This is a genomic window from Enterobacter sp. E20 (assembly GCF_000801755.2).
In the GTDB taxonomy this organism is placed as follows: domain Bacteria; phylum Pseudomonadota; class Gammaproteobacteria; order Enterobacterales; family Enterobacteriaceae; genus Enterobacter; species Enterobacter asburiae_B.
In genome coordinates this window covers 3,781,127-3,803,131 of sequence record NZ_CP012999.1, presented here as the reverse complement: position 1 = coordinate 3,803,131, position 22,005 = coordinate 3,781,127, and the positions used below count along the sequence as shown (strand labels likewise).

The 22,005-nt window shown below is 56.9% G+C and carries 22 protein-coding genes; 18 read left to right on the top strand and 4 right to left on the bottom strand.

All coding sequences use genetic code 11. The features are described 5' to 3' along the window. Window positions 1-45: 45 nt before the first annotated feature. Window positions 46-1,344, top strand: a complete 1,299-nt coding sequence (eno, locus tag NI40_RS17705) for a phosphopyruvate hydratase (RefSeq protein ID WP_023309012.1) — start codon at window positions 46-48, stop codon at window positions 1,342-1,344. 53 nt (window positions 1,345-1,397) lie between these two features. Here the strand turns inward: eno and NI40_RS17700 are convergent, their stop codons facing one another. Then, a complete protein-coding gene (locus NI40_RS17700) occupies window positions 1,398-2,507 on the bottom strand; it encodes an SDR family oxidoreductase (RefSeq protein WP_039263347.1) in 1,110 nt (369 codons plus the stop codon). Window positions 2,508-2,865: 358 nt separating this feature from the next. Then, complete coding sequence (locus NI40_RS17695) at window positions 2,866-3,690, bottom strand: MurR/RpiR family transcriptional regulator (RefSeq protein WP_039263349.1); 825 nt, start codon at window positions 3,688-3,690, stop codon at window positions 2,866-2,868. Between the two features lie 165 nt (window positions 3,691-3,855). On the opposite strand from NI40_RS17695, the gene NI40_RS17690 reads away from it, so the two are divergent. From NI40_RS17690 to queE, 3 genes are read left to right on the top strand one after another with little or no spacing between them, the layout of a single operon-like run. Further along, a complete protein-coding gene (locus NI40_RS17690) occupies window positions 3,856-5,415 on the top strand; it encodes a PTS transporter subunit EIIC (protein ID WP_039263350.1) in 1,560 nt (519 codons plus the stop codon). Next, window positions 5,415-6,122, top strand: coding sequence for an N-acetylmannosamine-6-phosphate 2-epimerase (locus tag NI40_RS17685; protein ID WP_039263351.1), 708 nt, complete (start codon window positions 5,415-5,417; stop codon window positions 6,120-6,122). The genes NI40_RS17690 and NI40_RS17685 overlap by 1 nt, the downstream gene beginning before the upstream one ends. 54 nt (window positions 6,123-6,176) lie before the next feature. Beyond that, window positions 6,177-6,848, top strand: coding sequence for a 7-carboxy-7-deazaguanine synthase QueE (queE, locus tag NI40_RS17680; RefSeq protein WP_023333236.1), 672 nt, complete (start codon window positions 6,177-6,179; stop codon window positions 6,846-6,848). A gap of 28 nt (window positions 6,849-6,876) precedes the next feature. Here queE and queD read toward each other — a convergent pair whose 3' ends face one another. Then, window positions 6,877-7,239 (bottom strand): 6-carboxytetrahydropterin synthase QueD, encoded by a 363-nt coding sequence (gene queD, locus NI40_RS17675; RefSeq protein WP_023309002.1) that lies wholly within the window; start codon window positions 7,237-7,239, stop codon window positions 6,877-6,879. 306 nt (window positions 7,240-7,545) lie between these two features. On the opposite strand from queD, the gene cysJ reads away from it, so the two are divergent. From cysJ to cysH, 3 genes are read left to right on the top strand one after another with little or no spacing between them, the layout of a single operon-like run. Further along, complete coding sequence (gene cysJ / locus NI40_RS17670) at window positions 7,546-9,351, top strand: NADPH-dependent assimilatory sulfite reductase flavoprotein subunit (RefSeq protein WP_045143034.1); 1,806 nt, start codon at window positions 7,546-7,548, stop codon at window positions 9,349-9,351. Continuing rightward, on the top strand, window positions 9,351-11,063 hold the full coding sequence (gene cysI / locus NI40_RS17665; protein WP_039263352.1) for an assimilatory sulfite reductase (NADPH) hemoprotein subunit: 1,713 nt from the start codon (window positions 9,351-9,353) through the stop codon (window positions 11,061-11,063). The genes cysJ and cysI overlap by 1 nt, the downstream gene beginning before the upstream one ends. A 15-nt stretch (window positions 11,064-11,078) precedes the next feature. Beyond that, window positions 11,079-11,813, top strand: a complete 735-nt coding sequence (gene cysH, locus NI40_RS17660; protein ID WP_039263353.1) for a phosphoadenosine phosphosulfate reductase — start codon at window positions 11,079-11,081, stop codon at window positions 11,811-11,813. 71 nt (window positions 11,814-11,884) lie between these two features. Here the strand turns inward: cysH and NI40_RS17655 are convergent, their stop codons facing one another. Further along, a complete protein-coding gene (locus tag NI40_RS17655) occupies window positions 11,885-12,928 on the bottom strand; it encodes an aminopeptidase (protein ID WP_039263354.1) in 1,044 nt (347 codons plus the stop codon). A gap of 237 nt (window positions 12,929-13,165) precedes the next feature. Between NI40_RS17655 and cysG the strand changes: the two genes are divergently transcribed. The 11 genes from cysG to NI40_RS17600 all read left to right on the top strand — a co-directional run bounded on the left by cysG (window position 13,166) and on the right by NI40_RS17600 (window position 21,961). Further along, window positions 13,166-14,524 carry a siroheme synthase CysG gene (gene cysG / locus NI40_RS17650; RefSeq protein WP_039263355.1) on the top strand — a complete coding sequence of 453 codons (1,359 nt, stop codon included), beginning with the start codon at window positions 13,166-13,168 and terminating at the stop codon, window positions 14,522-14,524. A 9-nt stretch (window positions 14,525-14,533) separates the two neighbouring features. Beyond that, window positions 14,534-15,442, top strand: coding sequence for a sulfate adenylyltransferase subunit CysD (gene cysD / locus NI40_RS17645; protein WP_010434549.1), 909 nt, complete (start codon window positions 14,534-14,536; stop codon window positions 15,440-15,442). 9 nt (window positions 15,443-15,451) lie between these two features. Then, the gene (gene cysN, locus NI40_RS17640) at window positions 15,452-16,876 is read left to right on the top strand and encodes a sulfate adenylyltransferase subunit CysN (RefSeq protein ID WP_023308996.1); all 1,425 of its coding nucleotides are present in this window, start codon (window positions 15,452-15,454) and stop codon (window positions 16,874-16,876) included. Further along, window positions 16,876-17,481 (top strand): adenylyl-sulfate kinase, encoded by a 606-nt coding sequence (gene cysC, locus NI40_RS17635; protein ID WP_010434543.1) that lies wholly within the window; start codon window positions 16,876-16,878, stop codon window positions 17,479-17,481. Before cysN ends, cysC begins: the two co-directional genes overlap by 1 nt. A 58-nt stretch (window positions 17,482-17,539) precedes the next feature. Beyond that, the gene (locus NI40_RS17630) at window positions 17,540-17,866 is read left to right on the top strand and encodes a DUF3561 family protein (RefSeq protein WP_008499610.1); all 327 of its coding nucleotides are present in this window, start codon (window positions 17,540-17,542) and stop codon (window positions 17,864-17,866) included. A 166-nt stretch (window positions 17,867-18,032) separates the two neighbouring features. Then, window positions 18,033-18,344 carry a cell division protein FtsB gene (ftsB, locus tag NI40_RS17625; RefSeq protein ID WP_008499609.1) on the top strand — a complete coding sequence of 104 codons (312 nt, stop codon included), beginning with the start codon at window positions 18,033-18,035 and terminating at the stop codon, window positions 18,342-18,344. A 19-nt stretch (window positions 18,345-18,363) separates the two neighbouring features. Then, complete coding sequence (ispD, locus tag NI40_RS17620; RefSeq protein WP_039263357.1) at window positions 18,364-19,074, top strand: 2-C-methyl-D-erythritol 4-phosphate cytidylyltransferase; 711 nt, start codon at window positions 18,364-18,366, stop codon at window positions 19,072-19,074. Next, a complete protein-coding gene (ispF, locus tag NI40_RS17615) occupies window positions 19,074-19,553 on the top strand; it encodes a 2-C-methyl-D-erythritol 2,4-cyclodiphosphate synthase (protein ID WP_008499607.1) in 480 nt (159 codons plus the stop codon). The genes ispD and ispF overlap by 1 nt, the downstream gene beginning before the upstream one ends. Further along, a complete protein-coding gene (gene truD, locus NI40_RS17610) occupies window positions 19,550-20,599 on the top strand; it encodes a tRNA pseudouridine(13) synthase TruD (RefSeq protein ID WP_033146407.1) in 1,050 nt (349 codons plus the stop codon). The genes ispF and truD overlap by 4 nt, the downstream gene beginning before the upstream one ends. Beyond that, window positions 20,580-21,341, top strand: coding sequence for a 5'/3'-nucleotidase SurE (surE, locus tag NI40_RS17605; RefSeq protein WP_029741539.1), 762 nt, complete (start codon window positions 20,580-20,582; stop codon window positions 21,339-21,341). The genes truD and surE overlap by 20 nt, the downstream gene beginning before the upstream one ends. Then, window positions 21,335-21,961, top strand: a complete 627-nt coding sequence (locus tag NI40_RS17600; protein WP_023333224.1) for a protein-L-isoaspartate(D-aspartate) O-methyltransferase — start codon at window positions 21,335-21,337, stop codon at window positions 21,959-21,961. The genes surE and NI40_RS17600 overlap by 7 nt, the downstream gene beginning before the upstream one ends. Window positions 21,962-22,005 lie beyond the last annotated feature (44 nt).

Below are 22,005 nucleotides of genomic sequence, written 5' to 3'. Positions count from 1 at the left end.
TTGTTTGTCTGGAGTTTTAGTTTAACTTGTACTGAGGAAAATCTAATGTCCAAAATCGTTAAAGTCATCGGTCGTGAAATCATCGACTCCCGTGGTAACCCGACCGTTGAAGCCGAAGTTCACCTGGAAGGTGGTTTCGTTGGTATGGCTGCTGCTCCATCAGGTGCTTCTACTGGTTCTCGCGAAGCGCTGGAACTGCGCGATGGCGACAAATCCCGCTTCCTGGGCAAAGGCGTACTGAAAGCGGTTGGCGCTGTAAACGGTCCGATTGCTCAGGCAATCCTTGGCAAAGACGCCAAAGACCAGGCTGGCATCGACAAGATCATGATCGATCTGGACGGTACTGAAAACAAATCTAACTTCGGTGCGAACGCAATCCTGGCAGTTTCCCTGGCGAACGCCAAAGCGGCTGCAGCTGCTAAAGGTATGCCACTGTTCGAGCACATCGCTGAACTGAACGGCACCCCAGGCAAATACTCCATGCCTGTACCAATGATGAACATCATCAACGGTGGTGAGCACGCAGACAACAACGTTGATATTCAGGAATTCATGATTCAGCCAGTTGGCGCGAAATCCCTGAAAGAAGCGGTACGTATGGGTTCTGAAGTGTTCCACAACCTGGCTAAAGTTCTGAAAGCTAAAGGTATGAACACTGCTGTTGGTGACGAAGGTGGCTATGCGCCAAACCTGGGTTCTAACGCAGAAGCGCTGGCCGTAATCGCAGAAGCAGTTAAAGCTGCTGGCTACGAGCTGGGCAAAGACATCACCCTGGCGATGGACTGTGCAGCATCTGAATTCTACAAAGACGGTAAATACGTTCTGGCTGGCGAAGGCAACAAAGCGTTCACCTCCGAAGAGTTCACTCACTTCCTGGAAGACCTGACCAAACAGTACCCAATCGTGTCTATCGAAGACGGTCTGGACGAGTCTGACTGGGCTGGCTTCGCATACCAGACTAAAGTACTGGGCGACAAAATCCAGCTGGTTGGTGACGACCTGTTCGTAACCAACACCAAGATCCTGAAAGAAGGCATCGAGAAAGGCATCGTTAACTCCATCCTGATCAAATTCAACCAGATCGGTTCTCTGACCGAAACTCTGGCTGCGATCAAAATGGCGAAAGACGCTGGCTACACCGCTGTTATCTCTCACCGTTCTGGCGAAACTGAAGACGCTACCATTGCCGACCTGGCTGTGGGTACCGCTGCAGGCCAGATCAAAACCGGTTCTATGAGCCGTTCTGACCGTGTTGCTAAATACAACCAGCTGATTCGTATCGAAGAAGCGCTGGGCGAAAAAGCACCATACAACGGTCTGAAAGAGATCAAAGGCCAGGCATAATTGCTTAAGCCTTAAAATGAAAATGCCAGTCGAATGACTGGCATTTTTTTTGGCTATTTAAAATCGACCGCCATTTGCTCCGGAATGGTCAGCCCCTGGGTGGTTTGCACGCAGCGGGCGATGTAATCCGTAAACCGGGGCGGCTTCGGCATTCCCATGCTCAGCAGCTTATCGTTGCTGAAGCGCACGTTAAGCGTGGCAAACGCACCGTACAAACGCATGGCTTTCAGCATCAGACGTTCGTTGCACGGGCCAAAAATATGTTTCAGCTCGCGGCGCATTCTGACCAGCGTTTCGTAGCTGACCTGCGCATATTTATCCCCGACGGGGGCTTTCTCCAGCGCCTGCGCCATTGCCTGATCGATATCCGCAAAGCGAACGCTGTTCTCTTCTCCCGCAGAAATGTGTACCACTTCTCCCGGACGAGCGTTGCTGTTGAGCAGCATTAACATCGCGTCGGCGCAATAATCCACCGGAACAACGTCAATCCGATCTTCCATTGAGCACATAAACTTCTGCAGCATCAGGCCCATGCTAAAGACCCAGAAAATGCTGCTCGACGGCGTGCAGCCGTGACGGGTATGGCCGACAACGATGGACGGACGGGCGATGAGCAGCGGCAGGTTAGGGCACTCCTGGCGCATCAGCTGTTCGATGGTTGACTTCGAAAACGTGTATTCCACCAGGTGTTCAGCATTCTCTCTGAATTCAGCGCTTTCGGCGACCAGTGAATCTTGCTCCGGCGTGCATGACATTGCGGTGCCGACGTGGAGGAAACGCTGCAGTCCTGTAACCTGCTCCATACGGCGCGCCAGCGCGAGCGTACCTTCAACGTTGACCTTCCAGATCAGCGGGTTATTACCAAATGAGGCCACGGCCGCACAGTTAACCACGTGCGTGACCCGATCCAGACGGGGATCGTTGAGAAAGGCTTCAGGCTGGCTGAGGTCGCCAATCAGGATATTATCCACCTTCAGGGAGGCCAGCTTGTCCTCGGGAACGTTGAACTTGCGCATGTTCTCCAGCACGCGCTCCAGCCCGCTCTGCGGATCGCTGGCGCGCGCAAGCAAAAGAAGTTTTACGGATTGATCGCTGGTCAGGATTTTTTCAAGAACTGCACCGCCCAGAAATCCGGTCACGCCTGTAATCAATAACATCTTCATTAATACCGTCTCATTATGATTGATGAGGCGGATTGTAGGCGTGCAAAAGTAAACGGCATTTAAATAATAAAACGCCGAAATCAATGGCGTCTTAAGCTTATTTTAAGGAAAGGAAATCAGGTGGATATATTGGACAGTATCGCAAGGGTAAAAATTCACTCTATTAAAATTTAAATTTTAACTAATTGAATTTAAATGTTTTTATGAAGTCTGTACCGAATGGTGAACGTAATTCAAAATGTAATAAATATAATAATTTGTTACACCAAACATTTATCGAATAAATGTTTTAAATACCACTTAACTTAAATCAGACAACATAAGTCGCAGGCCGATTTATTTAGCCTGCGAATGATTTTCAGAGCAAAAGGGGAAGCGTGGCGCTGGCTGTTTGCTGGCTAACGTCGCCGTAATGGCCATCCAGCGCAATCATGGACGTGGTCAGCAGCTCGACCAGCAGCATGACTCCAACCTTCGCATTGAGCGCGCCTGCACTTAGAGGGCCTTCTGGTTTGGCGGCAACCAGCTGGATGTCGCTCAGAGAGGCCAGCGGGCTGCGGGGCGTATTGCTGAGTGCCAGAACCTTAACGCCGCGCTTGCGGGCAAGCTTCACCACGTGGAGTAAATCCCGCGTTGAACCCGAACTGGAGATGGCCACAACCAGCGTATCTTTCGAAAGCGTTGTCGCATTCATGGCCGCACGGTGCATATCGCTAAACAGCTGTGCGGGTTTGCCCAGCCGCAGCAGCTTGTAATGCAGATACTCGCCGAGGATCGCGCTGGCCGCGACGCCATAAATCTGCACGGATTGCGCCTGATGCAGCGCCAGCGCCGCTTTTTCAAGCAGCGTGCGGTCGAGGAGTCTGGCGGTATCCTGCAAAGCCTGCACCGACTCATCCACGACGTTATCAATCTCATCCCCCGCCTGACGCGCGGGCTGGCCCTGCTGAATATCCAGCGCAAGCGCCATTTTAAATTCGTTATAGCCCTTGCAGCCCAGCGTCCGGCAAAGGCGCGTGACGCTGGCTTCGCTGGTGTGGCTCTCGCGCGCCAGTTCAGTGATCGTCAGGTAGAGCACCCGGGCAGGATCGCTGAGGACAAACTCACCGAGTTTTTGTTGCGTTGGGCTGTACCCGGAAGCCTCCTGGCGGAGCTTCAGCAGCAGATTTTCATGGTCCGACATGCCACGTCCTTAATGTGTTTCGCTGCGACTAGTGTGGCGGAAAGGAGGGGAAAGATGCCAGTCATTTTGAAAAAGTATGATCGGCTTCCTGGTTTTTGATGATAATTTTCACTGATACTTATTTATGTGGTAAAAATTTTCATCGTTTAACGGGGAGATGAAAAAATGATGCAAATGTTCAGTGGTGCTTCTTCGGGGGGATGGTTTGAAAAAGCGCAGCGCTTTGGTAAATCCTTTATGTTGCCTATCGCCGTGCTGCCCGCGGCGGGCCTGCTGCTGGGGATAGGCGGCGCGTTATCGAATCCCAATACGCTGGCGGCTTATCCGTTTTTAGATGTGGGCTGGCTGCAGGCCATTTTCACTATCATGAGCAGCGCCGGTTCAATCGTGTTTGCGAACCTCTCGGTGCTGTTTGCGGTTGGGGTAGCCGTCGGGTTGGCAAAAAGCGATAAGGGTACGGCTGGGCTGGCGGCGCTACTCGCGTTTCTGGTGATGAATGCCACCATCAACGCGCTGCTGATCCTCACCGGCAAACTGGCGCATGAGAATCCGGGTGCTGTAGGGCAGGGCATGACGCTGGGGATCCAGACGCTGGAAACCGGCGTGTTTGGCGGCGTGGTGATTGGTCTGGTGACCTGCACGCTCCATCATCGGTTTAATAAAATTGCGCTTCCGCAGTTCCTCGGGTTCTTTGGCGGCTCGCGCTTTGTTCCCATCATCAGCTCGCTGGCGGCGATACTCGTCGGCGCGCTCATGACCGTGGTCTGGCCGCATTTCCAGAAGCTGATTTTTGGTCTCGGCGGGCTGGTGGATGCCACCGGCTATCTGGGCACCCTGCTGTACGGCTTCATTTTACGCATGCTGGGCCCGTTTGGTTTGCACCACATCTTCTATCTGCCGTTCTGGACCACCGCGCTCGGGGGCAGCGAGATTGTCAACGGTCACCTCGTTGAGGGCACACAGCGGATCTTCTTCGCCCAGCTGGCCGACCCGAACACGCAGCATTTCTATGAGGGCACGTCGCGCTTCATGTCCGGGCGCTTTATTACGATGATGTTTGGCCTGCTCGGCGCGTGTCTGGCGATGTACCACACGGCAAAACCGGAGAATAAAAAGCGCGTTGCCGGGCTGCTGCTCTCTGCGGCGTTAACCTCGTTCCTGACCGGAATTACCGAGCCTATCGAGTTCTCATTCCTGTTTATTGCGCCGGTGCTTTACGTCATTCATGCGCTGTTTGACGGGCTGGCGTTCATGCTCGCGCACATGCTGCATATCACCATCGGGCAAACCTTCTCCGGCGGTTTTATCGACTTCGTGCTGTTCGGCATTTTGCAGGGAGAGGCCAAAACTAACTGGATGTTCGTTCCTCTGGTGGGCGTGCCGTGGTTCTTCCTTTACTACTTCACCTTCCGCTATCTGATTAACCGTTTCGATTTTGCCACGCCGGGTCGGGAAAAGGAGGCAATGGCCAGTGAAGTGACCTTCTCGCAGAGCGAGCGCGCCGTTGCGGTGATCGCGGGATTAGGCGGAAAAGAGAATCTGGAAGAGGTGGACTGCTGCGCCACGCGTCTTCGCGTCACGGTGAAGGACGGCAGCAAAGTGAATGACGCGGCGCTGAAAGCCACCGGCGCGCGCGGCGTTATCGTGCGCGGTAACGGGGTTCAGGTCATTTATGGCCCGCACGTCACGATTATCAAAAACGAAGTGGAAGAGATCTTATCGTAATGAAAACTGTACTGGATAACCTGAAGGGAAAACTGGTCGTCTCCTGTCAGGCGCTGGAAAATGAACCGCTGCATAGCCCGTTTATTATGTCGCGCATGGCGCTGGCGGCGGCACAGGGCGGAGCCGCTGCCATTCGTGCCAACAGCGTGGTGGATATCGAGGCCATTAAGCAGCAGGTCTCTTTGCCTGTTATCGGCATCATCAAACGGGATTACCCGGAAAGCGAGGTGTTTATCACCGCCACGATGAAAGAGGTGGATGAGCTCATGGCCGTCTCTCCGGAAATCATTGCGCTTGATGCGACGGCGCGGGAGCGTCCCGGTGGAGAATCCCTGGAAACGCTGGTCACGCGCATTCGCTCGCGCTACCCCTCAGTACTGCTGATGGCCGATATTTCCACGGTCGAAGAGGCAGTGACGGCGCAGGCGCTTGGCTTTGACTGTGTCGGCACCACGCTTTACGGCTATACGGCGGAAACGGCGGGGCATTCGCTTCCGGAGAGCGACTGCGCGTTCCTGAAGGCCGTGCTGGCTGCCGTGACGGTTCCCGTGGTTGCCGAAGGCAACGTGGATACGCCTGAACGCGCGGCCAGATGCCTGGCGCTGGGCGCGCATACGGTCGTCGTCGGCGGCGCGATCACCCGTCCACAGCAAATTACCGAGCGTTTTATGGCGGCGATTGGCGCGCAAAGCACCGATGGAGCATGACCATCCTGCGGGGATCTGCGATACTTATCGTTTATCCCCTTTACTGAGATGACTATGCAGTACCCGATTAACGAGATGTTCCAGACCCTGCAAGGCGAGGGTTACTTTACCGGCGTTCCCGCTATTTTCATTCGTTTACAGGGATGCCCGGTTGGCTGTGCCTGGTGTGATACCAAACATACGTGGGATAAGCTCGCAGATCGGGAAGTGTCGCTGTTTAGCATTCTGGCGAAAACCAAAGAGAGCGATAAGTGGGGCGCGGGCAGTTCAGAAGATCTGCTGGCCATTATTGGTCGTCAGGGCTGGACGGCGCGCCACGTGGTGATCACCGGCGGTGAACCCTGCATCCACGATCTGACGCCGCTGACCGAGCTGCTCGAAAAGAACGGCTACAGCTGCCAGATTGAAACCAGCGGCACCCATGAAGTGCGCTGTTCGCACACCACCTGGGTGACGGTATCGCCAAAAGTGAATATGCGCGGCGGGTATGACGTGCTGTCTCAGGCGCTGGAACGCGCGGATGAGATTAAGCACCCGGTTGGGCGCGTGCGTGATATCGAAGCGCTGGATGAACTGCTGGCAACGCTGACGGATGAAAAGCAGCGCGTCATTGCGCTACAGCCGATCAGCCAGAAAGACGACGCGACGCGCCTGTGCATTGAAACCTGTATTGCGCGCAACTGGCGCCTGTCGATGCAGACGCACAAGTACCTGAATATTGCCTAAAAAAAAGCCCGGTTTAGCCGGGCTTTTTTTACTCCCCGCGATAGATACAGCCGGCGGTACAGGTCTCTTTAATCATCACCGCGCTCAGCAGCGGTACCAGCGGCTTCATCTGATCCCAAATCCATTTCGCCAGCACTTCGCTGGTCGGGTTTTCAAGGCCCGGGATATCATTCAGGTAGTAATGATCCAGACGATCGTAGGTCGGCTTAAACGCCGCCTTCAGTTCGGCAAAATCCATGATCCAACCGGTATGCGGATCAACTTCACCGGTGATCTCAAGACGCACCATGAACGAATGCCCGTGCAGACGGCCGCATTTATGCCCTTCAGGGACATGCGGAAGGTGGTGGGCGGCTTCGAAGGTGAAATCTTTAAACAGTGTGGTGGACATGATCGCTCTCAGTAATGCGGAAAAAACCGCCGCATAGTACCGGAAAGCACAATTTTTAGCATTAACTAAAACGGCTCTGAAGCCTGGCGTCTCGTTAACAGGCGTTTTTTGATGCTTTTATCGATAATTTTCAGAGGGTTAATTAATCGGTTTTATCGCTAAGTATGACAACTAAAACAGGTTAGTCCATTTGGTTATTTATTATTTCCATCCCTTCTTTAATTGTTATTATCCTCGCCGTTAACCTTATCTTCAGTTTGGATTTATTCGCTTAAAGTCCGCTTGGCTACTGGAACATAACGACGCATGACAACACAGGCCCCACCTTCAAATTTGCTTCCCCTGAACCCGGAGCAACTGGCGCGCCTTCAGGCTGCCACCTCTGATTTTTCTCCCACTCAGCTTGCCTGGGTCTCCGGTTATTTCTGGGGAATGCTCAATCAGCAGCCTGGCGCTGTGGCGGGTGCACCGGCAACCGCCGTTGAAATTCCGGCCATTACCCTGATTTCCGCCTCGCAGACGGGCAATGCGCGCCGCGTGGCCGAAGCGCTGCGTGACGACCTGCTGGCCGCCAAGCTGAACGTGAAACTGGTCAACGCCGGCGATTATAAATTTAAGCAAATCGCGTCAGAAAAACTGCTGGTGGTGGTCGCCTCTACCCAGGGCGAAGGTGAGCCTGCTGAAGAAGCGGTGGCCCTGCATAAGTTCCTGTTCTCGAAAAAAGCGCCGAAGCTGGATGCCACGGCGTTTGCCGTATTTGGCCTTGGCGATACCTCGTATGAATTCTTCTGCCAGTCCGGTAAAGACTTCGACAGCAGGCTGGCGGAGCTGGGCGCGGAGCGCCTGCTGGACCGCGTTGACGCGGATGTTGAATACCAGACCGCCGCCGCCGAATGGCGTGCGCGCATCGTTGAGGTGCTGAAAGCGCGCGTGCCGAAAGAGACGTCGGCGCAGGCCGCGTTCACCGCGACGGGTGCCGTCAACGACATCCACACCAGCCCGTACACCAAAGAGGCGCCGCTGACGGCGAGCCTGTCGGTGAACCAGAAAATCACCGGCCGCGATTCGGAAAAAGACGTGCGCCATATCGAGATCGATCTCGGCGACTCTGGCCTGCGCTATCAGCCGGGCGACGCGCTGGGTATCTGGTATCAGAACGATCCGGCGCTGGTGAAAGAGCTGGTTGAGCTGCTGTGGCTGAAGGGTGACGAGCCCGTCACCGTTGACGGCAAAATCCAGCCGCTTGCAGAGGCGCTGCAGTGGCATTTCGAGCTGACGGTGAACACCCCGAATATCGTCGAAAATTATGCCACCTTAACGCGCAGCGAATCCCTGCTGCCGCTGGTGGGCGACAAAGCGAAGCTGCAGCATTACGCCGCGACGACGCCAATTGTCGATATGGTGCGTTTCTCTCCGGCTCAGCTGGATGCGGATGCGCTGATCGGCCTGCTGCGACCGCTGACGCCGCGCCTGTACTCCATCGCCTCTTCGCAGGCCGAAGTGGAGAGTGAAGTGCATATTACCGTCGGCGTGGTGCGCTACGACATCGAAGGCCGCGCCCGTGCGGGTGGGGCATCAAGCTTCCTGGCGGATCGCGTGGAAGAAGAGGGCGAAGTGCGCGTCTTTATCGAGCACAACGACAACTTCCGCCTGCCGGCGAACCCGGAAACGCCGGTCATCATGATTGGCCCAGGCACCGGCATTGCGCCGTTCCGCGCCTTCATGCAGCAGCGCGCGGCAGATGAAGCGCCGGGTAAAAACTGGCTGTTCTTCGGCAACCCGCACTTTACCGAGGATTTCCTCTACCAGGTTGAGTGGCAGCGCTATGTGAAAGAAGGCGTACTGACCCGCATCGATCTGGCCTGGTCCCGCGACCAGAAAGAAAAAGTATACGTACAAGACAAACTGCGCGAACAGGGCGCAGAGCTGTGGCGCTGGATCAATGACGGCGCCCACATTTATGTCTGCGGCGACGCCAATCGCATGGCGAAAGACGTTGAGCAGGCACTGCTGGAAGTGATTGCCGAATTCGGCGGTATGGATGCCGAAACGGCGGATGAATTTTTAAGTGAGCTGCGCGTTGAGCGCCGTTATCAGCGAGATGTCTACTAATGAGCGAAAAACATCCAGGGCCACTGGTGGTCGAAGGTAAACTGACAGACGCCGAGCGCATGAAGCTGGAAAGCAACTATCTGCGCGGCACCATTGCTGAAGATCTGAATGACGGTCTCACCGGCGGCTTCAAAGGCGACAACTTCCTGCTGATCCGCTTCCACGGCATGTACCAGCAGGACGATCGCGACATCCGCGCCGAGCGTGCCGAACAGAAGCTGGAGCCGCGTCATGCGATGCTGCTGCGCTGCCGTCTGCCGGGCGGGGTGATCACCACCAAACAGTGGCAGGCCATCGACAAGTTTGCCGGTGAAAACACGATTTATGGCAGCATCCGCCTGACCAACCGTCAGACATTCCAGTTCCACGGCATTCTGAAGAAGAACGTCAAGCCGGTGCATCAGATGCTGCACTCGGTCGGGCTGGACGCGCTGGCGACCGCCAACGACATGAACCGTAACGTGCTTTGCACCTCGAACCCGTATGAGTCCCAGCTGCACGCCGAAGCGTATGAGTGGGCGAAGAAGATCTCTGAGCACCTGCTGCCGCGCACCCGCGCCTATGCGGAGATTTGGCTCGATCAGGAAAAAGTCGCGACCACGGACGAAGAACCGATCCTTGGCCAGACCTATCTGCCGCGTAAGTTTAAAACCACGGTCGTGATCCCACCGCAGAACGATATCGATCTGCACGCCAACGACATGAACTTCGTGGCGATTGCCGAAAACGGCAAGCTGATTGGCTTTAACCTGCTGGTGGGCGGCGGCCTGTCCATTGAACACGGTAATAAGAAAACCTACGCCCGCACCGCGAGCGAGTTCGGCTTCCTGCCGCTGGAGCACACGCTGGCCGTGGCGGAAGCGGTAGTGACCACGCAGCGCGACTGGGGCAACCGTACCGACCGTAAAAACGCGAAAACCAAATACACCCTGGAGCGCGTGGGCGTTGAGACGTTCAAAGAGGAAGTGGAGCGTCGTGCGGGCATCAAATTTGAGCCGATCCGCCCTTACGAATTCACCGGTCGCGGCGATCGCATTGGCTGGGTGAAAGGTATCGATAATAAATGGCACCTGACGTTGTTTATCGAAAACGGCCGTATTCTGGATTATCCGGGCCGTCCGCTTAAAACTGGTCTGCTGGAAATTGCTAAGGTCCATAAAGGCGAGTTCCGTATTACCGCTAACCAGAATCTCATTATTGCCGGCGTGCCGGAAAGCCAGAAGGCGAAGATCGAGAAGCTGGCGCGCGATCATGGGTTGATGGATGCGGTTAAGCCGCAGCGTGAAAACTCCATGGCCTGCGTGTCGTTCCCGACCTGTCCGCTGGCGATGGCCGAAGCGGAACGTTTCCTGCCGTCATTCACTGACAAAGTGGAGGCGATTCTGGAAAAACACGGTATTCCGGACGAGCATATTGTTATGCGCGTCACCGGCTGCCCGAACGGCTGCGGCCGCGCGATGCTGGCCGAACTGGGTCTGGTGGGGAAAGCGCCGGGGCGCTATAACCTGCACCTGGGCGGTAACCGTATCGGCACGCGCATTCCGCGTATGTTCCGCGAGAACATTACCGAGCCGGAAATCCTTGATTCCATCGACGAGCTTGTCGGGCGCTGGGCGAAAGAGCGCGAAGCGGGTGAAGGCTTCGGCGACTTTACGGTGCGTGCGGGCATCATTCGCCCGGTGCTCGATCCCGCAAGGGATTTCTGGGAGTAACCACGAGAGGTAATTATGTCCGTACTCGATCTAAACGTCCTTAACGATCTGCCTAAAGTCGAACGCATTCTGGCGCTGGCAGAAACCAATGCCCACCTTGAAAAGCTGGACGCCGAAGGGCGCGTGGCGTGGGCGCTGGAAAACCTGCCGGGAGACTATGTGCTCTCGTCGAGCTTTGGTATTCAGGCGGCGGTCAGCCTGCATCTGGTGAATCAGATCCGTCCGGACATTCCGGTGATCCTCACCGATACCGGCTACCTGTTTCCTGAAACCTACCAGTTTATTGACGAGCTGACGGACAAGCTCAAGCTGAACCTCAAAGTGTACCGTGCGACGGAAAGCGCGGCCTGGCAAGAGGCGCGCTACGGTAAGCTGTGGGAGCAGGGCGTTGAGGGCATTGAGAAATACAATGAGATCAACAAAGTCGAGCCGATGAACCGGGCGCTGAAAGAGCTCAATGCGCAGACGTGGTTTGCGGGGCTGCGCCGCGAGCAGTCCGGCAGCCGTGCAACCTTACCGGTGCTGGCGGTCCAGCGCGGGGTATTTAAAGTGCTGCCGATTATCGACTGGGATAACCGTACGGTGTATCAGTATCTGCAAAAACACGGGCTGAAGTACCATCCGCTGTGGGACCAGGGCTATCTGTCGGTGGGCGACACCCACACCACGCGCAAATGGGAACCGGGAATGGCGGAAGAAGAGACGCGATTCTTTGGGCTGAAGCGCGAGTGCGGGCTGCACGAAGGGTGATCCTTTATCCTCCCTCTCCCTGTGGGAGAGGGTTTGGGTGAGGGCATCAGGCCGCCCTATGCTTAACGACCTCAGGCTTTCCCCGCTTTCGCCAGCTCCTTCACCAGCGGCAGCATGACCTTCACCACATCACGACTGCGGTGCTCAATCCGCTGCGGCAGCGCGCTGTCAATGTGCTGCTGATTATCCAGCATCACGTTGTGCCAGCTTGTCCCGTCCGGGAAGGCTTTCGATTTAGCGCGTTGCTGATAGCCATCTTTCTTGCCCAATGCCCAGTTTGTCGCTTCCACGTACAGCACCGGAATGCCCGCCTTATCGAAGACTTCCCCGTCGTTGCAGCAGCCTGTTCCGCGTGGGAACGCAGGATTCCCGCCCGGATTGGTCGTGGCAAAAACGCCATGGCTGCGGGCAATCGCCAGCGCCCGGTCGCGCGTCAGTTTCCGCACGGGTCCCGGCGTACTCTGCCCGCTGTTGAAATAAAGCTTATCGCCGACGATCAGGTTATCGAGGTTGATCACCAGCAGCGTATTTTTCTTCTCCTCAGCGCTCATGCGTTTAAGGAGATTCTCAGCGCCGAGTTTGCCCTCTTCTTCACCGCTGGTAGCCACGAAACGAATGCCATACTGGGTTGGAATATCTTTCATCCGCTCGGCCAGCTCGAGCATCACGCCCAGGCCCGCCGCGTTGTCGTCCATGCCCTGCAGCGTCAGCCCGCCGAGGTTGTTATCCGTATCTGCATCGCTCATCGGAGCGTAGGTATCAAGGTGCGCCATGATAATAATCTGTTCAGCAGCGCGACCTTCATGCGCCGCGATAACCGTACTGCCGGTCACGTTATGCCAGTTTTTCGTTTTATTTCGTGAGGTATAGACGTAGCGGCTGTGAAACGACCGGATATCGCTCTGGTAGCCCATCCCGGCAAACTGCTGGCGAAGATAGTCCGCGGAGAGCATCTCCGCAGGCGAGCCGGTCATGCGGCCAGGGAAGACGGTGGCAATATGCCGCGCCTGCATAGTGGCGATTTCACCATAAGGTTGGTTTTTTGCCTGGGCAGGAAGAATAAAGCAAACGCCGAACGCCAGGGCAGCAATACGGTGGCGCGTTGCGGAAAACATAGTGAGTCCTTAAAAACTGAGCAAAATAATAACCCGCCTAGTATGAAACTGTGATCGTCCATACACAATTTGAATTGCTCTTAAATGCCCGAAATTTCGCGTGTTAAGCACTTTTTGGTATTAGCTTTTTCACGGCGTTATTCCATTGAGTAACTACTCATTCCAATTCGTAATTTCATTCGGTCTAAGCCGCCCCCTATAGTCCCTTTATTCCTCGTTGTTAGTGAGTTGTTGCTTGTGGACTATCTGCCCTTATTTGCCGCGATAAAAGAGAAGCCTGTGCTGGTTGTTGGCACGGGTGAAATTGCCGATCGCAAAATCGCGTTTCTGCAACGCGCAGGGGCGCAGGTGCGGGTAGTGGCAGAAGCGGATTTTGACGAATCACAAATCGACAGCGTCGTGCTGGTAATTGCGGCGACCGAAGATCGCGACCTGAACCGGCGGATTTCCGACGCCGCTCAGGCCCGTTACCGCCTGGTGAACGTGGTGGACGACCAGCCGTTATGCTCGTTTATCTTCCCGTCGATCGTTGACCGTTCGCCGCTGCTGGTGGCGATCTCCTCCGGCGGTACCGCACCGGTGCTGGCGCGCGTGCTGCGTGAAAAAATCGAAGCGCTGCTGCCGACCAGCCTCGGGCGCATGGCGGAAAAAGCCAGCTACTGGCGCAACCACCTGAAAACGCGCCTGACCAGCGTAACGGAACGCCGTCGCTTCTGGGAACGCGTGTTTCGCGGCCGCTTTGCCAGCCTGATGCATGCCGGTAATGAGACGGCAGCGCAGAAAATTCTCGAGGACGAACTGGATAACCCCGGCAGTACGGGCGGGGAGATCATTCTGGTGGGCGCAGGGCCGGGCGATGCCGGGCTTCTGACGCTGCGCGGTCTGCAGGTGCTGCAGGACGCTGACGTGGTGTTCTACGACCATCTGGTCACCGACGGCGTGCGCGAGCTGATCCGTCGCGACGCGGAGCAAATCTGCGTCGGCAAACGGGCTGGCGAGCACTCGGTGCCGCAGCACGACACCAACCAGATGCTGGTTGACGCCGCCAAAGCGGGTAAAACCGTGGTGCGCCTGAAAGGGGGAGACCCGTTTATCTTCGGCCGCGGCGGCGAAGAGCTGCAGGCGGCAGCCGAAGCGGGCATACCGTTTCAGGTGGTGCCCGGCATCACGGCGGCCTCTGCGGTAACGGCCTACGCCGGTATCCCGTTGACCCACCGCGATTACGCCCAGAGCGTGACCTTTGTGACCGGCCACTACAAGGCCGACAGCACGCCGTTCGACTGGTCGCATCTCGCCCAGAGCCGCCAGACGCTGGCGATATACATGGGCACGATGAAGGCCGCGGACATCAGCGAACAGCTTATTCAGCACGGTCGCGAGGCGACGACGCCCGTTGCCGTCATTTCTCGCGGCACGCGCGTCGATCAGCACGTTGCGACGGGCACGCTGGAACATCTTGCAACCCTGGCGAAAGACGCCCCGATGCCCGCCCTGATCGTGGTGGGTGAAGTGGTGCAGCTGCACAGCACGCTCGCCTGGTTCCAACATACAACCGATACAGAAGGCTTTGGTTCTTCTGTCGTAAATTTGGCTTAAGGAACGGTTATGGACCAAAAACGTCTTACACACCTGCGGCAGCTCGAAGCGGAAAGTATCCATATCATCCGCGAAGTGGCCGCCGAGTTTTCTAACCCGGTGATGATGTACTCCATCGGTAAAGATTCCAGCGTCATGCTGCATCTGGCGCGTAAAGCGTTTTATCCGGGCACGCTGCCGTTCCCGCTGCTGCACGTGGATACCGGCTGGAAATTCCGCGAAATGTACGAGTTCCGCGACCGTACCGCGAAAGCCTACGGCTGCGAGCTGCTGGTGCATAAAAACCCGGAAGGGGTGGCGATGGGCATCAACCCGTTCGTGCACGGCAGCGCCAAGCACACCGATATCATGAAAACCGAAGGGCTGAAGCAGGCGCTGAACAAATACGGTTTTGACGCGGCCTTCGGCGGCGCGCGCCGTGACGAGGAGAAATCCCGCGCCAAAGAGCGTATCTACTCCTTCCGCGACCGCTTCCACCGCTGGGATCCGAAAAACCAGCGTCCGGAGCTGTGGCACAACTACAACGGTCAGATTAACAAAGGCGAAAGCATTCGCGTCTTCCCGCTCTCCAACTGGACCGAGCTGGATATCTGGCAGTACATCTATCTGGAAAACATCGAAATCGTTCCGCTGTATCTGGCCGCCGAGCGCCCGGTGCTGGAGCGCGACGGCATGCTGATGATGATCGACGACGATCGTATCGACCTGCAGCCGGGCGAAGTGATCAAACAACAGATGGTGCGCTTCCGTACCCTCGGCTGCTGGCCGCTGACCGGGGCGGTGGAATCCAGCGCGCAGACGCTGCCGGAGATCATCGAAGAGATGCTGGTGTCCACCACCAGCGAGCGACAGGGGCGCGTGATTGACCGCGACCAGGCAGGCTCCATGGAGCTGAAGAAACGTCAGGGTTATTTCTAAGGAGCCGCCATGAACACCACTATTGCTCAACAAATTGCCAACGAAGGCGGCGTGGAAGCGTATCTGCACGCGCAACAACACAAAAGCCTGCTGCGTTTTCTGACCTGCGGCAGCGTGGATGACGGGAAAAGTACCCTGATTGGCCGCCTGCTGCACGATACGCGCCAGATTTACGAAGATCAGCTCTCTTCCCTGCATAACGACAGTAAGCGTCACGGCACCCAGGGTGAAAAACTCGACCTGGCGCTGCTGGTGGACGGCCTGCAGGCGGAGCGCGAGCAGGGCATCACCATCGATGTGGCCTACCGCTACTTCTCTACCGAGAAGCGCAAATTTATTATCGCCGATACCCCGGGGCACGAGCAGTACACCCGCAACATGGCGACCGGCGCGTCTACCTGCGACCTGGCGATCCTGCTGATGGACGCGCGTAAAGGCGTGCTGGATCAGACCCGTCGTCACAGCTTTATCTCGACGCTGCTGGGGATCAAACACCTGGTGGTGGCGGTCAACAAGATGGATCTGGTCAACTTCAGCGAAGAGAAGTTCGAGGAGATCCGCCAGAGCTACCTGACCTTTGCCGAACAGCTGCCGGGCAACCTGGATATTCGCTTTGTGCCGCTCTCGGCGCTGGAAGGGGATAACGTCGCTTCCCAGAGCGCGAACATGCCGTGGTACAGCGGTCCGACGCTGCTGGAAGTGCTGGAAACCGTTGAAATTCAGCGCGTGGTCGATACCCAGCCGATGCGCTTCCCGGTGCAGTACGTGAACCGTCCGAACCTCGATTTCCGCGGTTTCTCAGGCACTCTCGCGTCAGGCTCCGTAAAGGTAGGTCAGCGCGTCAAGGTGCTGCCATCCGGCGTGGAATCGACTATCGCCCGTATCGTCACCTTCGACGGTGACCTGCAGGAAGCGGGCGCCGGTGAAGCCGTAACGCTGGTGCTGAAAGACGAAATTGATATCAGCCGGGGCGACCTGCTGGTCGACGCGCAGGAAACGCTGGCGGCAGTGCAGGGGGCTTCCGTGGACGTGGTGTGGATGGCCGAACAGCCGCTGACCGCTGGCCAGAGCTATGACATCAAAATTGCCGGCAAGAAAACCCGCGCCCGCGTGGACGGTATTCAGTTCCAGGTGGATATCAACAACCTGACCCAGCGTGACGTCACCGAGCTGCCGCTGAACGGCATTGGTCTGGTCGATCTGACCTTCGACGAACCGCTGGTGCTGGATCCGTATCAGCAGAACCCGGTCACGGGAGGTCTTATCTTTATCGACAGGCTGACCAACGTTACCGTCGGGGCCGGTATGGTGCGCGAACCGATTAAACAGGCTGCCGCGACGTCTGAATTCAGCGCCTTCGAGCTGGAACTGAACGCGCTGGTGCGTAAACACTTCCCGCACTGGGGCGCACGCGATCTGCTGGGAGGCAAGTAATGGCCGCCCATGATGAGAACGTCGTCTGGCATCCTCATCCGGTCACCGTCGCCCAGCGCGAACAGCTCCACGGTCACCGTGGGGTTGTGCTGTGGTTTACCGGGCTGTCCGGCTCGGGCAAATCGACGGTGGCCGGCGCGCTGGAAGAGGCGTTGCATCAGCAGGGCGTAAGCACGTACCTGCTGGATGGCGACAACGTGCGTCACGGCCTGTGCAGCGATTTAGGGTTTAGCGACGATGACCGCAAAGAGAACATCCGCCGGGTGGGCGAAGTCGCCAGCCTGATGGCTGACGCCGGGCTGGTGGTGCTGACCGCGTTTATCTCTCCGCACCGCGCCGAGCGCCAGATGGTGCGCGAACGCGTGGGCCAGGATCGCTTTATCGAGGTGTTTGTCGATACGCCGCTGGAGATTTGCGAAGCGCGCGACCCGAAAGGGCTGTACAAGAAAGCGCGTGCCGGAGAACTGCGCAACTTCACCGGAATTGACGCGGTATACGAAGCGCCTGAATCGCCTGAAATTCACCTGGAAGGTCAACAATTGGTAACAAATTTAGTAAGCCAATTATTAGACCTGCTCAGACGGGACGATATTATCAGATCCTGAGGCGGTATCGTTCGGGAGCTGTCTTCCCGAACGATGAGTCACGGTCACAGGATTAGCTATGCGCAACAGTGAACATTACATCACCACCACCGGGTCGGAGCCGCTAGCGACCGACGACGAAACGACCTGGTCATTTCCTGGGGCCATCATTGGCTTCGTCTCATGGCTGCTGGCGCTTGGCATTCCGTTTCTCATCTACGGCGGCAACACGCTGTTCTTCTTTCTCTACACCTGGCCTTTCTTTCTCGCGTTGATGCCCGTGGCGGTTGTCGTCGGCATTGCGCTGCACTCGCTGCTCAACGGTAAGCTCCTGTACAGCACCGTGGTCACGATTGTGACGGTGGTTCTCATGTTTGGTCTGTTATTTTTGTGGCTCATGGGCTAACTTCAGCCATAATTCAAACCGTAACCAACTGTGTAACGATATTGAGCAGGACGATTCTGCGGAAAAAATGTGGTACATTTGCCCGCGATGTTGCGGCATCTCTGTTACCCCGGCGTAGTGCTCTGGGGAAGTCTTGGGATGATGATGCCGTTTTTCAGGGGGCAGGATGGGTAAACTAACGCTGCTGTTGCTGGCTTTGCTAATCTGGCTGCAATATTCGCTGTGGTTCGGTAAGAACGGACTGCACGACTATAGCCGGGTGAGCGATGACGTCGCGGCTCAGCAGGCAACAAACGCCAAACTTAAGGCGCGAAACGATCAACTTTTTGCTGAAATTGATGACCTCAATGGCGGGCAAGAGGCGATTGAGGAACGCGCACGCAATGAACTCAGTATGACTAAGCCGGGCGAAACCTTTTATCGTCTGGTTCCGGATGCGTCTAAACGCAATCAGGGCTCAGCACAAAACAATCGATAATCAGGCCCAGGATTACGACATGGCAGTAACTTTTTCGGACGTATGCGCCGTGGTGCCGGCCGCAGGTTTTGGCCGGCGCATGCAGACAGAATGTCCCAAGCAGTACCTCTCTATTGGCGATAAAACGATCCTCGAGCACGCCGTGGCCGCGCTGCTGGCGCACCCGCGGGTGACGCGTGTGATCATCGCTATCAGTCCTGGCGATGCGCGCTTCGCGCAGCTGCCGCTGGCAAATCATCCACACATTACCGTCGTTGACGGTGGCGCCGAACGCGCCGATTCCGTGCTGGCGGGCATTCAGGCCGCCGGAAACGCGCCGTGGGTGCTGGTACATGACGCGGCGCGTCCGTGCCTGCATCAGGACGATCTTGCGCGCCTGCTGGCGCTGAGCGAAACAAGCAAGGTTGGCGGGATTCTGGCCGCACCGGTGCGCGACACCATGAAGCGCGCCGAGCCGGGCAAACAGGCTATCGCCCACACCGTCGATCGCGTCGATTTATGGCACGCGCTGACGCCACAATTTTTCCCCCGCGAATTACTCCACGACTGCCTAACGCGAGCGCTTAAAGAAGGCGCGACCATCACGGACGAAGCCTCCGCGCTGGAGTATTGCGGTTTCCACCCTGAGCTTGTTGAAGGACGCGCTGATAATATTAAAGTGACGCGTCCGGAAGATTTACAGCTTGCGGAATTTTATCTTACCCGTTCGACCCATCAGGAGAAGGCATAATGCGAATTGGACACGGTTTTGATGTACACGCCTTTGGCGGAGAAGGCCCAATTATCATTGGCGGCGTGCGCATTCCCTATGAAAAAGGACTGCTGGCGCATTCTGATGGCGACGTGGCACTGCATGCGCTGACCGACGCGCTGTTGGGCGCTGCCGCGCTGGGCGATATCGGCAAGCTGTTCCCGGACACCGACCCGGCATTTAAAGGCGCGGACAGCCGCGAACTGCTGCGCGAAGCGTGGCGCCGCATTCAGGCGAAAGGCTACACCCTCGGCAACGTCGACGTGACGATTATTGCCCAGGCCCCGAAAATGCTGCCGCATATTCCGCAGATGCGCGTGTTTATTGCAGAAGATCTGGGCTGCCATATGGACGACGTGAACGTCAAAGCGACGACGACCGAGAAGCTGGGCTTTACCGGGCGTGGCGAAGGGATTGCCTGTGAAGCCGTGGCGCTGCTGGTGAAGGCGAGCAAATGACAGACTTCGACAACCTGACATACCTGCACGGTAAACCGCAGGGGAACGGGGTGCTGAAAGCCAGCCCGGAAGATTTCCTCGTGGTGGAGGATCTGGGCTTTGAGCCGGATGGCGAAGGCGAACATATCCTGGTGCGTATTCTGAAAAATGGCTGCAATACCCGCTTTGTGGCCGACGCGCTGGCAAAATTCCTCAAAATCCATGCCCGCGAAGTGAGCTTTGCCGGACAGAAAGATAAACACGCCGTCACGGAACAGTGGCTCTGCGCGCGCGTTCCCGGCAATACGATGCCTGATTTAAGCAAATTTGAGCTTGAAGGCTGTAAGGTACTGGAGTTCGCCCGCCACAAGCGCAAACTGCGTCTGGGGGCGTTGAAGGGGAACGACTTTACGCTGGTGCTGCGTGAAGTGTCTCACCGCGAAGACGTTGAAAAACGTCTGAACGCGATCAGTGAACGCGGTGTACCGAACTACTTTGGCGCGCAGCGCTTTGGCATTGGCGGCAGCAACCTGCAGGGTGCGCTGCGCTGGGCGCAAAGCGATGCCCCGGTGCGCGACAGGAATAAACGCAGTTTTTGGTTGTCGGCGGCCCGCAGCGCGTTGTTTAATCAGATTGTGAGCGAAAGGCTGAAAAAACCGGACGCGAATCAAGTTGTTGTTGGCGATGCGCTACAATTAGCGGGACGCGGAAGCTGGTTTGTGGCAACGGCTGAAGAAATGGCCGATGTGCAGTCGCGCGTGGACGCAAAAGCGCTGATGATTACCGCCGCGCTGCCCGGTACGGGCGACTGGGGAACGCAGGGCGACGCGCTGGCTGCCGAGCAGTTAGCCGTAGCGGATGCGCCAGAATTGCAATCCTTGCTGGTGCGGGAAAAAGTCGAAGCGGCACGCCGCGCGATGCTGCTCTATCCGCAGCAGTTAAGCTGGAACTGGTGGGATGACGTGACCGTCGAGTTACGCTTCTGGCTACCGGCAGGTAGCTTTGCCACCAGTGTTGTCAGGGAACTTATCAACACCTCGGGTGATTATGCGAATATTGCTGAGTAACGATGACGGTATCCACGCGCCAGGCATTCAGACCCTGGCGAAACACCTCCGCGAATTCGCGGACGTGCAGGTCGTGGCGCCCGATCGTAACCGCAGTGGAGCGTCTAACTCTCTGACGCTGGAGTCGTCGCTTCGCACCTTTACCTTTGAAAATGGCGATATTGCCGTGCAGATGGGCACGCCAACCGACTGCGTTTTTCTGGGCGTGAACGCGCTGATGCGGCCGCGTCCGGATATCGTTGTTTCCGGCATTAACGCCGGTCCTAACCTCGGCGATGACGTGATTTACTCCGGCACCGTGGCGGCCGCAATGGAAGGGCGCCATCTGGGGTTCCCGGCGCTGGCGGTCTCGTTGAACGGCCACACGCACTACGACACCGCCGCCGCGGTGACCTGTTCGATCCTGCGGGCGCTCGGCCGCGAGCCGTTGCGTACCGGGCGCATCCTCAACATCAACGTGCCGGATCTTCCTCTCGATGAAATTAAAGGCATTCGCGTCACCCGTTGCGGAAGCCGACATCCTGCCGATCAGGTGATCCCGCAGCAGGATCCTCGCGGCAACACGCTTTACTGGATTGGCCCTCCCGGCGATAAGTGCGATGCGGGTCCGGATACCGACTTTGCCGCCGTGGATGAAGGCTATGTTTCGGTTACCCCGCTGCACGTAGATTTAACCGCGTATAGCGCGCATGATGTGGTATCGGGCTGGCTGGAACGCGCAGGAGTGAACGCGCAATGGTAAACAAACGTGTACAAACTCTTCTGGAACAACTCCGCGCGCAGGGGATCCGCGACGAGCACGTGCTTGAAGCGCTTGCTCAGGTTCCGCGTGAGAAATTTGTAGATGAGGCGTTTGAACACAAAGCGTGGGAAAACGTGGCGCTGCCCATCGGACAGGGCCAGACGATTTCGCAGCCTTACATGGTGGCGCGCATGACGGAGCTGCTGGAGCTGACGCCTGACTCCCGCGTGCTTGAGATTGGCACCGGGTCGGGGTATCAGACCGCGATCCTGGCGCATCTGGTTCATCATGTATGCTCCGTTGAACGGATTAAAGGTTTACAGTGGCAGGCACGTCGTCGCCTGAAACAACTTGATTTACATAATGTTTCGACACGACACGGTGATGGATGGCAGGGTTGGAAGGCGCGCGCGCCGTTTGACGCGATCATCGTGACGGCGGCCCCGCCTGAAATTCCTGCGGCCCTGTTGTCGCAGCTGGATGAGGGGGGCATTCTTGTTCTGCCCGTCGGGGACGAGCAGCAGCTTTTGAAGCGCGTTCGTCGGCGCGGCGGCGAGTTTATTATCGACACCGTGGAAGCCGTGCGCTTTGTGCCTCTGGTAAAGGGGGAGTTGGCCTGAGACTCGGAATTATCCAGGGTTATTAAGGCAAATTCAGCGTATGG